Source organism: Nocardia sp. CWNU-33, assembly GCF_046764895.1.
Lineage (GTDB): Bacteria > Actinomycetota > Actinomycetes > Mycobacteriales > Mycobacteriaceae > Nocardia.
On record NZ_JBKOQN010000012.1, the window covers coordinates 141,022 to 153,879 of the forward strand.

Below are 12,858 nucleotides of genomic sequence, written 5' to 3' on the forward strand. Positions count from 1 at the left end.
ACTACTGCGTTCGCACATTGGTAAGAGTCCACCCAGTCCAGCAGATCCACACCGAAAGTGTGGTCATTTCGGCTGAGCTTACCGTCACCGATCCTGCTAGTCGTGTGCCGACAGTTCCAGGCTGGCAGGTATTGCCGCGAACGCGCCGTGCAGACGCTCGATGAGGGTCTTACGCCCGCCTTCCCCGTCGTTGCGGACCCAGTCCCTGCCCGCGACGCTCCATGCGGAGGTGGTCAGCTCGGCGAGGATGTGGAGTCGCAGGTCATCGGAGTCCAGTTCGAGTTTGCTTGCCAGGCAGTTGATTACCTCCTGCTGGACGCCGGTGCGGTAGTACTCCACATAGGCGAGCAGGGCGGGCGCGGTCCGGACCAGCCGCCGAGTGGCGATATAGCGACGGTCCCAGTCCGGCTCGAGCGTGGTGGCCGCCTCGGTCAGCGCATCACGCAGATCGCTGATGAGGATGCCTGACAACTCGCGATCCGCCAGTGCCGCAAGGTAATTCGACCAGATCTCGGTTTCCGCCTCGATCGCCACCGCTTCTTTGGCAGGAAAAGCGCGGAAGAACGTGCTGCGCGACACTTCGGCCTCGTCGACCAATTCCTCCAATGTGGTTGCGTCGAAACCTTTGTCGGTGAACAACCGCAGCGCTGCGTCGGCGAGCGCGCGGCGGGTGCGTAGTCGCTTGCGCTCGCGAAGAGGCAGTGCGCGGTCGCCGGTCGTGGTCATGCTCGAATGCTACCGCAATTGGTTCTCCTACACGAAACAAGCTGAGTTCCATATAGGACTTGCGCACGAATGGAACTCAGTGTCAGAATAGCGTTGCAACGAGGAACCATCCGATCAAGGAGCTCGACATGACCGCAACCACACTGACCCCGTCGATCATCGGCCAGGTCGAGAAGCACCACACAGCGATCCTGAACCGTGTGCTGGCAGGCACCACGCTCGACGAGAAGCGGTGGATCACTCTGAATCAGGCGGCGGCCGCGGGTGCTCCCGTCGAGCGGGCCGCGCACATTGTCCGCATCGCCGGTATGACGCAGTGGATGCCTGCCGCGGTCGAGGCGGCATTGAACGCACTGGTCGAGACGGGACTTGTCGCTGAATTGCCCGATGCGCGGGTCGAGGTCACCGAGGCAGGGCGCGCACTGGTCGCCAAGGTGCGCGCCGAATCCGGTGCGATCGTCTCCCGTGCCTATGGTGTCGTTTCGGCCGAGGATCTGGCCACCGCGGCCCGTGTGCTGACCACCATCACCAGTCGGCTCTCGGAAGAATTGGCTCCCGCCTGAAGGAATCCTTACGGCTCGGTGGGTCCGCGGGATCCACCGGGCCGTTCATGGCGACATCGACCCGCCTGGATTCGGTCCACCAGCGCCGCTGTGAACGTCGCGGCGCTGAGCAACGCCTCGCTGCCTACGAGCAAACCTGCCCGACAGCTTTCAAAGATGAGTTGGCCTGCCTCCGAGTGCGGTCACGGTTTCGTGTTCCAGCACTTCGCTCGCCACCCGTTCACCCGAGCGAATAGCTCCGTCGACCCAACCGCACATGACGGCAGAGCTCTCGGTTCCGGCCCAGTGGATGCGCCCGCAAGGTTCGCGCAGGGCATGACCGAACTGTGTAAGTACACCGGTTGGTGCGTGACTGAGCATCCCGCCACCGGAATAGCGCTCGGCACTCCAGTTCTGCTCGATGTAGTCGACGGGGGAGCGGGCCGTGTCGCCGAACCGCTCGGCGAGGGCATCGAGGATCGCCGCCCTCCGCTCGGCCTCGTCGAGTTGTCCGATCTGCCGCGCGATAGGCCCCTCGGTGATGACGCACATGACCCCGGGTCGCCCGGTGTCCGTGCAGGCATCAATGGTGACGGTTGCGGGCGATCCTGGTGCGGCCGACTGCCCCGACAACCCGTCGCGACGCCAGAACGGCTCGTCGTAGACGGCGGCAATCTTGAAGATCGCACCGCTCGGCATCCGCTGATGCAGGAACGATCGATCGACCGGCAGCATCGGTTCGTACCGGATCTGGCTTGCAATCGCCAAGGGAACTGCCACGATCGCCCGGCGTGCGCGCACGGTCAACTTCTCGGAGCGCACCGTCACCCCGTCGGCATCCTGATGGATGTCCCGGACCGGCTGCGACAGGTGGATCGAGTCACCGATCTCGGCAGCCATCGGCCGGTAGATGGCACCCATGCCGCCGACGGGTCGAGCATCCTCGGCCGCGTCCTTGACTCCGAGGACGAAGCTCGGCCCACCCCCCGACGCCATCTGGTACAGCACGAAGAGCAACGACACCTCCGAGGCGGCCGAGGTGTAGCAGCCGGCGATGGCGGTCTCGAGCAGCTCATGGGCGGGCTTGGACAGAATATTGCTATCCAGCCAATGCGCCAGGGTGATCTGATCCCACTTGTCGGCATTCTTCGCTGTCCATGGAGCTTCGAGGGGAATGGACTTGCACATACGTCCCAGCTCGATAAAAACCGCACCGAGGTTCAGCGCTGCCCAGGGGCTCATCGTCCACGGGATCGTGCCCGTATAGCGGTACTGCTTGCCATCGACCACCATCATGGCCTCACCGTCGGTGTACTGCTTGTAGCTCGGTACGCCGAACTCATTCATCAATGCATAGATCCGGTCCTGCCCCGGCCCTATCCAGGCGCCACCGCGATCGATCCAGGACCCGTCCTCGCGCACTTCGGTGAACGTGCGCCCGCCGAGTCGGTCCCTAGCTTCCAGCACCGCCACCGATCGACCCGCCTGTTTCAGCCGCAGGGCGGCCGTCAATCCCGCGAATCCCCCACCAACCACGCAATAGTCGACGTCTGTCATGGAGAGCCGTCCTCGTGTTGGAGTTCTGCGCCCGGCCGCTGTTCCGGGCGCACGACTGGCCGCACCCTCGACACAACGGGCGCGAAATCGCCTTCGATTCGGCCTACTCTCGAATCTGGCAATTCTATAGCAAAGCCGCAGTGCCACAGACCGTTAACCGAAGAGCGCATCACCGGGGTGCATCGCAAGGTGCACATCCGCTTCCTCATGATGCGGAGACATCCGGTATCCGCGCCCGGCTCGAGTCCCGTTGGTCGCCGGACAGAAATATGGGTGGCCATCCATCGCGAGCCACCGAGCGAGCAGCAACTCATCAGTTCTTGACATGCATCAATTACGCGCTGCCGTCGCAGAAAACGTCTACCGAGTCCATGCCGAACGGTCCAGACGATCTCAGTTCAGCATTGGAAGTTCCCGCGAGCATCCGCGTCCGCTCTCGCACTACACGCCGGCATCGGTGTCGCATATGACGGCCGATGCCGAGTGTCTCGCGATCGGGGCGATGCGCTCAGGTCTTCGCCAAGGCGGGCCATCCGACGATAACCACGAGTCCGCGCCGAGACCGCTAAACTGCTGATCAAGTAAGCAGTGCTGCGCGTCGCGAGGTCATCGGCGTCCGTCCGTCCTGCCTCGCCGTGGTGGGTTACTGTCCCTGTCGCAGGGAGGTGTTGCCGTGTCTGTTCGTCGGGCCGTGCTGGTGGCGGCGGTTCTGTGTGCGGTATCGGTGCTGGGTGCGCCGCAGGGGCAGGCTCAGCCGGGCGGCGGCAGTGGGGGCTGTCGGCAGGGCAGCCTGATGAGTGGCCGATTGATCCCCGGCACTGGTAGCGCGGGGCGGAACATCTGGCGGGAGGCCACCCTGCGAGAGTGCGTCAGTTCGCTGCTCCCGGGTATCGGCGCCGGACGGTTCAGTGTGACCATTCCGTGGAACGCGCCCGGTGCGCCCAGTGCGGCCGAGTTCGCATGGTCGGATGGCAGCGTAAGCACGGCGACCGGGTACGGAAACGGGCTGTGGTTGATCACCAACGGTCCGGCAAGTGGTCATGGGATCCAGGTGGATGTCGACAACTGGATCGGGTGGTATTTCAGCTCCGCCGATGTCGCTGTCACCTCCGCGACTTTCGTATCCTGAAAATGCCCGCACGCCGGTCCATTTGGCTGGCGTGCTGATCCAGGGTGCGCGGTCGTGCCGGTGGCGCGCGATGAGCTCGGCACGTAGAACCACACCTACGATTCGATCCCGCATCCTGACGGTGCGGGAGGCCGCGAGACGTGCCGCTGATGGGGCCACGGTGTCGTGCAGTCGATCACGCGCGGGCCTGATCCGGGTCGGCGCCGCGCGGGCAAGGACGACCCATATCAGTTGCCGAGTACCGCAGACATCGCCTCACGACCAGTTAGGCGAGAATCGGTGGATCAAAATGGGGCGCAGAGGAATTCATTGGCGTACCTGACCTTCAGTGGCCGGCTTCGGCGGTGGCCTTCAGGTCCTTCGACCAGGCTTCGAGCCCGGTTCCGAGGAAGCCTGTGGAGGTGGGTACGTCGGCCTCGACCTGTGCGCCGGTCCAGTTCTCTTCGGTGCGCACCAGGACGCCACCATCGACCTCAGTGAAGTTCCAGACGTGGATGCCGTTGTCGATGCGCAGTCCGTCGCCGATCGCGGGACCGCTCCAGCGGATGCAATTGTTCGGCTGCAGTTGCTGGACGGAGGAAGTGATGACCAGGGTGGTGGCAGGGGTTGTGGAAGTAGCGGGCGCCGGAGTTGTCCATTGAAACTGCGAGCCTTCCCGCAGTGGTCCCTGGTCCACGCGCTTGATGCTCGTGACGGGCTGCTGCCAGGAGGGCCAGTGTTCCACGTCGGTGTGCAGTTCCCAGATGGTGCTCAGCGGCGCGTTGATCAAGGTCTCGGTGCGGTACCTGATCTGAGCAGCATCGTCGATGCCTGCTCCGTGGCAGGTCAGCGGAGCCGTGGCGCGGGCGGCGGTCGTTGTGACCTGACCGGTTCCGCCGCTACTGATGTCGTTGTTGTCGCCGCTGCACGCGGTGACGGCGGTCAGCGCGACCGCGGTCGCGACGAGTTGATCACCGAACTTATCCGCGACGCCTACCGAAGCCTTGCCGACACTCTGCGGGCAGCGTTCGACTCCGGTGCCGACGTAGCCAAGCTGGCCTACACCGTGCGGGACTGGGCCCTGCGCGACCCGCAGCGATACTTCCTCATCTACGGCACACCTGTCCCCGGCTACCACGCACCCGAGGACACCACCGAGATCTCATCCGAAATCATGACGGTGCTGATCGAAGCTTTCTCTGCGCTGTCCCTGGAAGGGCGAGCGACGCCGTTCGACGCCCACCTCGAGAACCACCGCCGCTGGCCAACGGCGACTCGGTGCCGGCCGCGACCCTGCACCGTGCCGTGTCTTTTTGGACCCGATTGCACGGCGCACTCTCGCTCGAACTCGCCGGCCACTTCTCCGGAATGGAGTTCGACCCGGCCCTCCTGTTCGCTGACGAACTGAACACCCTTCTGGCGCGCTGACCGCGACCGAGCAGCGCCCGCAGCGGCTGTATCTGCGTGATCGCCGCGAATTCGGTCGCGCACGCGAGTTGCCACGTCGCAATCTCATGGCGTCGACGAAATGCCTCGCTGTCCGGTCACCAGCGGCGCGTCGGGGGTGTCGGCTGGGCACCTGGGCTAACCCGTATCGGCGATGGCCCGAGCCAGGTCCGGATGGCCGTGGTTGCCCGGCGTGCGGGTCGAATTCGTCAAGGAGGCACTGGCTTTCACCGCAATGATTCGCCGATGGCGAACCTGCTGCTGAGGGTGATGGGCTTCTTCGCCGAGTTCGGGGAGCGCTGATCCTGGAACACCAGCGCGTTTTGCTGCCAGGTTGCGGTGTAGGTCCGGGGTAGCATGCCGGGTATGACGCCATTCCGGGCGACAGACACTGGCGCCGAGCATCTGACCTGCTGGGTTTCGATGGTGGGGCAACGACTTCCGTGCCGCTCATCCGGTCCTGCCGAGCAGTTGCTCGCACACGCACTGAGTGGTTTTCTTGCGGTCGGGCGAGCCAGCCTGGCCTTGCTCACCACCACGCGCGGACCTGATTGCGTTCGTGAGCACGACCTGGTCTACGAAATTGCCGCTGACGCCGAAATGTGGCTGACCGACGCCGCCGGTGAAGGGACCGTCAATGTCATCACCGACCGTGGTGAGACGCTGTATGAATTCCTGACCCCGACCGACCTCGACGATCACGCCGCCACCGAGCTGCGACGAGCCGCTCACGCTACGGCGCTGCGGATCTACAGGTTGCTGACCGCCGTCGGAAACGACCCTGCCCATGACTCCGGGGTCCGTGACGTTGCCCATCACATGGCTGCCGGGGCCGATCTCATTGCCAAGGTTTACCACGACAACGAGCCGCATCGACACCTGCTCAGCGAGCTCGAACAATGGGTAGGCGAAAATCTGCGCCTCGGTCCGACTCGATTTCAACGCGTCTGAACAATCCAGCCCAGCCCAGTCGGGGCTGCTCACCCGCCCTGCCCGCCGATCCCAGGCGACAACCCGCGAACATCCAACTGTCAGCCTAGTTGTCGGCCACCGCAATATCGTCGTGCTTCCGGATCGGCGGGTTCAAGTCTTTATCGCGGCAAAACCCGCCACTCGGTCCAAGATCGACTGTGCGGCAACACAATAGACTGATGGCTGATTTTCGAACGGTAACTTCACCATCACCAAACATCGAGACCGGCCGTAGCGTGCGAGTGTCCCTCGGTAAGAGCGGTGTTCACCAAGACCATCAGCTGGACGACGTGAGCTGACCGCCCTTCAGCTCTCCGCCGCCTCGACTCGGCGTCGGAGCAGGCAGAATTCGTTCCCCTCCGGGTCGGCCAGCACGTGCCACGTTTCGGCGCCGGTCTGGCCGATGTCGATCTTCCGCGCACCCGCGGCGAGCAGCCGCTCCAATTCCGCGTCCTGATCGCGGTCGGTGGGGTTCACGTCGATGTGCAGCGGCAGCTTCCCGCGCTTCGGCTCGGTGCCGCGGCTGAACACCAGTGTGGGCTGTGGCCCGCCGAAGCCGGTTCCGGGCGGGCCGATCTCCAGGGCGCCGTCCTCCCAGCCGAGTTCGACGTAGCCGAGGACTTCGCACCAGAAGTCCGCCAGCCGTTGTGGGTCGGCACAGTTGATGACGAGTTCGGTGATCCTGCAGGCCATGCATGCGACATTACGTGTGCGGGTTGTTCGGGATTGTTCCGAACAACGATTCTCCTTGTCAGCGCGGCGAAGCGGTCAATGATGTCGTCACGGACCGCGTGCTTGTAGAGGCAGCGCAGGGAGCTGACAACCGCGTAGGCCACGCCGTGGCCGCCGCGGTCGCTGCGGCGGATTTTGCGTTCGGCGGCGGGGGTGTCGACCAACCACTCCAAGTCGGTGACGGTGGGTTCATCGATGCGTTTATCGGGCCAATGCTTGACGAGCTTGCGCCAGTATGAGCTGTAGGTGTCGCGGGTACGGGTGGGTTTCATCGCCTCGAACACCTTCATCGTGTACTTGGTGAAAGTCGGTGCCGGTGAGCGTGATTGCGGAGTCGCGACCAGATCGGTGACGGTCACGTTGAACCGATCCAGGACCGCCTTCACTGCCGCGATATCAGCTTCCGACGCTGCGGGCGTCGATGTCAGGGACACGTTCACGACACCACCTCGTCTTCGCATGCGCGCAGAGATGGCAATTGAATGGCTATCTCGTCGAGGGTGGTGGGCCCGAGGATGTCCAACACGGTGTGGGCGGTGTAGGAGCACTTGGTGCCAACAGTCAGTCCGCGAGGGTGCGTACTTGTAGCGGAAGCCGGAACCGCCGGCCGCCCCGACGCGCCCCGCGCCGTTCTCGGCTCGGTGCAGCGTGATCCGAGCGTTACCGGCGTGCCGGCCCAACCGGTCCCCAGATACTCATCCGAGGACATCGAGGATCGCCCGATCGACGATTCGTCCCGGCGTGTCGAGGGTGTGCGCGCCGTAGACGAACCTCGGATCAGCCTTCGCCGGAGGCGGTTCCAGCGTCGGGATCGGCAGGGTTGAACGGTTCCGTGCGCGGGTGCGCTGGGGTGTTATTTGCCGCAGGACCAGCGGGTTCACGTCGCTTGCGCCCATGGACGCCACCTCCGTTCGGGGTGTGTTGAAGTTGTTGCGCTGCTGTGGATACGGGCATCAGAAAGGTGTAGGCACACGCTAGGCGCAGCAATGCAGACGCACTCTTGCGTTCTTGCATCTGTAAGAGCATGATCCAGCTAGCCTAGTTTTGAACAACCGATCCGATGACCGGGACAACCGAATCGAGAGCCAATTATGTTGGTACAAAGCGCGTTGGTGTCGGGTGAATTCGGGGTATGGGGATGAGCGCGCCGACGGTAGGGGTGCTGCCGACTGCTCCGCAAATATTGTGTGCCTTCCAAGGACGACGTTTCCAAGATCGTGAATTGCTCCGCTCCGCGCATGCGCTCGCGGAGTTGCACGCGCGACGCGGGCAAGTGCGCGATGCGCATCTGATATTTGAAATCGATTGTCGTCGAGGCGAACTCGTTGACGACATCAATGATTGGATCGCGCAGGAGATCCCGCAGCATCGCAACGGCGCAGCACTGCATACCGAGAGTCTGGGTGCGGTGGTCGACAGGATGGCTCGCAGCTGGGTGGATGCGAACCAGGCGATCGATGTCGACGGTGCGCGCAGCGACAATACCCATAAACATTGGTACCACCTAGCCGAACTAGTTGACGGGTACACTGATCTCGTGACCGACGTGGCCGGGGGCCGCCGCCGTTTACCCGAGCAGTGAACCGCGCGACCAACGGTCTCGTTCTTGCGACACAGCGAATTGGTGACACTGCCCCAACAGCGTCACTGACATAAAGGCGACGTCCCGGATGTCGATTCATCCGACCAGTGCGTCCATTCGGATGTTCATGTCGCCGGCAGTGACGGCGGGCGCAACGGGGCGCCCCGCCCGGCGTGCCGCGTGGTCGACTGGCGCGGCACGCCCGCTGTGGATCTGTGTTCGCTGCTGCCACTCTCGTTGCAGTGCTGCCTGTGCTCAAGCCGTCGCGGCGTGCCTCGCGGCTCGGCGCTGCCTGCGGCGAACGAGGTAGCGACGGATTCTACTGGCGAGCAAGGCCACCAGAATCACGCCGATCAGCAGCAGGATGCCCGCGCAGACAGCGGCCGCGATCGGGTAGAAGATGGCGAGGGTGACGATGCCGGCGACGGTGGTGTCCTCGACCACGCTCATCACGATATTGCTCGCAGGCTCCGGCGAGGTATTGATCGCCATTCGCGTGCCTGCCTTGACCAAATGGCTTACCAACGCGGTGGTTCCACCCACCGCGCCCGCGGCTAGCTGGGGGAGCGAGCCGTCCTGGCCGGCCAGCAGCGCGGCAACGACGGCGCCCGATGCGGGCCGGACGATGGTGTGCAGCGCGTCCCAGAAGGAATCCAGGTACGGGATCTTGTCGGCCACGGCCTCGATGAGAAACAGGACAGCAGCGGCGATCAGCACATCGGTCCGCTGCAGCGCCTCCGGCACGTCGTCGGAGAGGCCGGTGGCGCCGAATATGCCCAACAGGAAGATCACGGCATAGGCATTGACCCCGCTCGCCCAGCCTGCGGTAAAGATCAGAGGAAGTGCTTCCACTTGGTCATCGTAGGGCGATTCGGGCTCGATGCCGCACAGCCTGGGGCCGATGCCGCGCAGCTCGGGGTCAACACTGCGCGTTCGGGGTTCGATGCCGGACAAGTTCACCGCCGCCCCGGATGCCGCGCAGTTCTGCTCGACACCGTGCCGACTGGGCTCAACGCTGTACAGATCGGGAATAACGCTGTGCGGCTCATGCTCAGCGCAGTGCGGCACGGCCCTTCAAGCGACCGAGGGCGACCAAGGCGACCAGCGTCACCAGCAGCAGCAAGCAGGTGCTGGCGGCTGCGTCGAACACCTCGCCGCGGTCGGTGAGCCCGAAGATGGTGACCGGCAATGTCTTCCAGGTTGCGGGGTAGACCATGATCGTCGCGCCCAGCTCGCCCATGGACAAGGCGACTGCCAGACCGGCTGCCGCGCCGAGGGCCGGGAGCAACAAGGGCAGTGTCACCAGCACTAGCACCCGCAACGGTCCCGCGCCGAGCGACTCCGCGGCCTGTCGGTAGGCGGGATCGAGGCGATCGAGCGCCGCGGTGACGGCACTGAAGGCGTAGGCGAGCACTAGCACCGAATGGGCCACGATGACAATCCATTTGGTGCCCCCCAACAGCAGCGGCCGCTCGTTGAACGCGATCAGCACCCCGAGACCGATGGCGACGGAGGGCACCGCGACCGGTAGATGGAACACCGCATCGGTGAACTTTCGCCACCAGTCGGGCGCCTCGCGCGCGGCGAGCGCCGCCCAGGTGCCCAGCACCAGGGCGAGTCCGCCCGCCAACAGAGCGGTCTGCAGGCTCACCGACAAGCTGGCCGCCTCCTGGCCGGACAAGGCCTGCCGGAAGTTCGACAGACCCGGATCCGAGGGCAGCGGACCGGTCCAGCTACCGGCCAGCGCCGCGGCGGCCACGGTGGCAATCGGGGCGAGGAACACCACGAGCACGATGAGTGCGAAGACTGTGAGCACCATGGCCCGTCCGCGTCGTGTCCACACCAGCATGGGTCAGCGCTCCTTTCTCGTCGGTCCGGTGACTCGGGCGAAGATCAACCGAGAACCGATGTACAGACTCAGCGACAGCAGCACCTGCACGGTGGCGAGCACCGCCGCGCCCGGCAGATCGAAGGTCACGATGCCGCGGGTGTAGATCAAGGCGGGCAGCGTTGTCACGCCCTTCGCGCCGGTGAACAGCACGATGCCGAACTCGTTGAGCGTCAGCAGAAGTACGAGACTGCCGCCCGCGGCCACCGCGGGCCACGCTTCGGGCATGACCACCTGACGCAACACTCGCCATGGCGATGCACCGAGGCTGGCAGCGACGTCCAGTTGCTCGCGCGGCAGCTGGGCGAAACCGGCCAGCAGCGGTCGCACCACGAACGGTGTGAAGAAGGTGATTTCGGCGAGGATCACCCCGAGCGGGGTGCTCAGGAAGTCCAGCAGCGGTGTGGTGCGGCCGGTGATCTCGGTGGCAAGTGCGTTCACCGCGCCCGCCGTGCCGTATAGGAAGGTGAAGGCGAGCGTGATGAGGAATGACGGCATGGTCAGGATCGTGTCGATCAGACGGCCGACCAGCGTGGAACCAGGGAAAGGGACGAACGCCAGCACGATCGCCAGGACGATGCCGAGGGTCAGGCACCCGGCCGTCGAGAAGACCGCAATGGAAATGGTGCGCCACAACGCATCACGGAACGACTCCGAGCCGAGCACCCGCGACCAGACGGCCGTGCCGCGGCCTTCCGGGGTCACCGTCGATTCGGCGAGCACTCGCACGATCGGGTACACCGCGATGACCAGGACCACCAGCAGCGGCGGCAGGCTCCAGAGCACCGGCCGCCAGGTGCGCCCCTGTGTAGGCGACGGTGTGGCGACGACGGTCTCGGCAGGGGATTCGAGCATCGCGGAGGCGCTCATGGTCGCCACCGGACGCCCGCGGTGACCCAGTTCATGGCGGCAGTCGCCGCGAGTCCGAGATCCGGTCCACTGCATCGTCGCGAGTCCGAGCTCGGTCCGGCCAGAGTCGGGGCACCGGCCGGGTCGGACGCGGGCGCGCCGACCGGCCGGTCCGGGAGCGCACAGCCCCTCATAATTGCGCTCCCAGCACATCAGCAACGGAATCGGTTGCGGAACTGTCGAATTCGGATCCGAGTGTCGGTGGGACCAGCACGCCGGCCGGGTCCGAGAACCGGACGCCGAGCACCGCTGCGGCCTCGGTATCGAAGTGGCCGGGTACGTCGACGCTGATCTCGTCGGTGAGTCCGTCGATCGTCAGATGCACGCGCGTGAGCGCGCCGCGCCAGACGCTGGAAACCACAGTGCCGCGCACGGCATTGCGCTCCGAAGTCGCGCCGATCTGCACAGTGTGCGGCCGAATGCACAGCAGTGCAGCCGAATCCACTGCCCAACCGGGGCGTCCGACACCCGGCTGCGGCGCATCGGCGCGTAGCGTGTGCGTGCCGACGGTGACGAGAGCCGAGGTGCCGGACACTCGATTGACAGTGCACGGCAACAGGTTTGCGCCGCCGAGGAAGCCGGCGGTGAACCCGGTGGGCGGGCGCTGCCACAGGTTCTCGGCGGTGTCGATATCGACAAGCCGCGCATCGCGCATCACCGCGATCCGATCCGCCAGCGCCAACGCTTCGGACTGATCATGGGTGACATACAGCATCGCCGTGTCCGGCAACGCCTTTCGCAACTCCTGGAGCTCGCCGAGCATCGACTGCCGCAGCTGGGCGTCGAGCGCGGCCAGTGGTTCGTCCAGCAGAAGTACCTTCGGTCGGATCGCAAGTGCCCGAGCGATCGCGACGCGCTGCTGCTGGCCACCAGACAGCTCACGGGGCAGGCGCTCGGCGTAGGCGGTCATGCCGACCATGGCAAGTGACTCGGCTACCCGCCCATCAATGTATTTGCGCGGCACGCGATGTGACTTCAAGCCGAAAGCGACATTGCTGTGCACGCTCATATGCGGAAACAGTGCGTAGGATTGCACCACGACGCCGATCCCGCGCTTGGCGGGGGAGAGGTCGGTGACGTCGCGGCCGGATAGCCGTACCGCACCCGAGGTGGGCCGGACGAACCCGGCCAGTGCCTTGAGCGCGGTCGACTTGCCCGAGCCGCTGGGTCCGAGGAGCGCGACCGTCTCCCCGGCGGCGACGCGCAGTGTGAAATCGGTCAGTGCGACAGTGGTCTTGCGACCGCGGCCGTAGCTGACCCCGACCCGGTCGAACACGATGGCGGGTTCGCCGCCGGTGGGCGCGGTGGCCGGTGCGGTTGCGATCGCGGTGGTGGTCATGGGGGACGATTTCGGGGGCGCGTCACCGTCGGACATGTTGCGGCTCCTCACTTCTGG

General features: G+C 65.0%; 15 protein-coding genes and 1 pseudogene. 6 read left to right on the forward strand and 10 right to left on the reverse strand.

Features of this window, described 5'->3' with window-relative positions; translation table 11 throughout:
- Positions 1–96: 96 nt before the first annotated feature.
- Complete coding sequence (locus tag ACLMAL_RS18850) at positions 97–726, reverse strand: TetR family transcriptional regulator (RefSeq protein ID WP_412000249.1); 630 nt, start codon at positions 724–726, stop codon at positions 97–99.
- Positions 727–854: 128 nt separating this feature from the next.
- Here ACLMAL_RS18850 and ACLMAL_RS18855 point away from each other — a divergent pair, with 128 nt between their 5' ends.
- Positions 855–1,289, forward strand: a complete 435-nt coding sequence (locus tag ACLMAL_RS18855) for a hypothetical protein (protein WP_412000250.1) — start codon at positions 855–857, stop codon at positions 1,287–1,289.
- Positions 1,290–1,439: 150 nt separating this feature from the next.
- Here ACLMAL_RS18855 and ACLMAL_RS18860 read toward each other — a convergent pair whose 3' ends face one another.
- A complete protein-coding gene (locus tag ACLMAL_RS18860) occupies positions 1,440–2,825 on the reverse strand; it encodes a flavin monoamine oxidase family protein (protein ID WP_412000251.1) in 1,386 nt (461 codons plus the stop codon).
- A 673-nt stretch (positions 2,826–3,498) separates the two neighbouring features.
- Between ACLMAL_RS18860 and ACLMAL_RS18865 the strand changes: the two genes are divergently transcribed.
- Entirely contained in the window at positions 3,499–3,954 is a 456-nt protein-coding gene (locus ACLMAL_RS18865; protein ID WP_412000252.1) for a hypothetical protein, read from the forward strand.
- Positions 3,955–4,279: 325 nt separating this feature from the next.
- On the opposite strand, the gene ACLMAL_RS18870 is transcribed toward ACLMAL_RS18865, so the two are convergent.
- Positions 4,280–5,029, reverse strand: coding sequence for an SRPBCC family protein (locus tag ACLMAL_RS18870; RefSeq protein ID WP_412000316.1), 750 nt, complete (start codon positions 5,027–5,029; stop codon positions 4,280–4,282).
- On the opposite strand from ACLMAL_RS18870, the pseudogene ACLMAL_RS18875 reads away from it, so the two are divergent.
- Both ACLMAL_RS18875 and ACLMAL_RS18880 read left to right on the forward strand, forming a co-directional pair.
- A pseudogene (locus ACLMAL_RS18875) lies at positions 5,000–5,089 on the forward strand (TetR-like C-terminal domain-containing protein); the annotation flags it as partial. The gene ACLMAL_RS18870 and the pseudogene ACLMAL_RS18875 overlap by 30 nt on opposite strands.
- Before the next feature lie 149 nt (positions 5,090–5,238).
- Positions 5,239–5,361, forward strand: a complete 123-nt coding sequence (locus ACLMAL_RS18880; protein WP_412000253.1) for a TetR-like C-terminal domain-containing protein — start codon at positions 5,239–5,241, stop codon at positions 5,359–5,361.
- A 245-nt stretch (positions 5,362–5,606) separates the two neighbouring features.
- Here ACLMAL_RS18880 and ACLMAL_RS18885 read toward each other — a convergent pair whose 3' ends face one another.
- The gene (locus tag ACLMAL_RS18885) at positions 5,607–5,738 is read right to left on the reverse strand and encodes a hypothetical protein (protein ID WP_412000254.1); all 132 of its coding nucleotides are present in this window, start codon (positions 5,736–5,738) and stop codon (positions 5,607–5,609) included.
- Between the two features lie 7 nt (positions 5,739–5,745).
- Between ACLMAL_RS18885 and ACLMAL_RS18890 the strand changes: the two genes are divergently transcribed.
- Positions 5,746–6,330, forward strand: a complete 585-nt coding sequence (locus tag ACLMAL_RS18890) for a hypothetical protein (protein WP_412000255.1) — start codon at positions 5,746–5,748, stop codon at positions 6,328–6,330.
- Between the two features lie 327 nt (positions 6,331–6,657).
- Here ACLMAL_RS18890 and ACLMAL_RS18895 read toward each other — a convergent pair whose 3' ends face one another.
- Complete coding sequence (locus ACLMAL_RS18895) at positions 6,658–7,044, reverse strand: VOC family protein (protein WP_412000256.1); 387 nt, start codon at positions 7,042–7,044, stop codon at positions 6,658–6,660.
- Positions 7,045–7,778: 734 nt separating this feature from the next.
- A complete protein-coding gene (locus ACLMAL_RS18900) occupies positions 7,779–7,979 on the reverse strand; it encodes a hypothetical protein (RefSeq protein WP_412000257.1) in 201 nt (66 codons plus the stop codon).
- 326 nt (positions 7,980–8,305) lie between these two features.
- Between ACLMAL_RS18900 and ACLMAL_RS18905 the strand changes: the two genes are divergently transcribed.
- Positions 8,306–8,665, forward strand: a complete 360-nt coding sequence (locus ACLMAL_RS18905) for a DUF4254 domain-containing protein (RefSeq protein ID WP_412000317.1) — start codon at positions 8,306–8,308, stop codon at positions 8,663–8,665.
- A 255-nt stretch (positions 8,666–8,920) separates the two neighbouring features.
- Here the strand turns inward: ACLMAL_RS18905 and ACLMAL_RS18910 are convergent, their stop codons facing one another.
- From ACLMAL_RS18910 to ACLMAL_RS18925, 4 genes are all read right to left on the reverse strand, one after another.
- Positions 8,921–9,517, reverse strand: coding sequence for a DUF4126 domain-containing protein (locus ACLMAL_RS18910; RefSeq protein ID WP_412000258.1), 597 nt, complete (start codon positions 9,515–9,517; stop codon positions 8,921–8,923).
- Between the two features lie 199 nt (positions 9,518–9,716).
- Positions 9,717–10,514: an ABC transporter permease subunit gene (locus ACLMAL_RS18915; protein WP_412000259.1), complete on the reverse strand. Its 798-nt coding sequence runs from the start codon at positions 10,512–10,514 to the stop codon at positions 9,717–9,719.
- A 3-nt stretch (positions 10,515–10,517) separates the two neighbouring features.
- Positions 10,518–11,423: a 2-aminoethylphosphonate ABC transporter permease subunit gene (locus tag ACLMAL_RS18920; RefSeq protein WP_412000260.1), complete on the reverse strand. Its 906-nt coding sequence runs from the start codon at positions 11,421–11,423 to the stop codon at positions 10,518–10,520.
- Positions 11,424–11,592: 169 nt separating this feature from the next.
- Complete coding sequence (locus ACLMAL_RS18925) at positions 11,593–12,837, reverse strand: ABC transporter ATP-binding protein (protein ID WP_412000261.1); 1,245 nt, start codon at positions 12,835–12,837, stop codon at positions 11,593–11,595.
- Between the last annotated feature and the right edge of the window lie 21 nt (positions 12,838–12,858).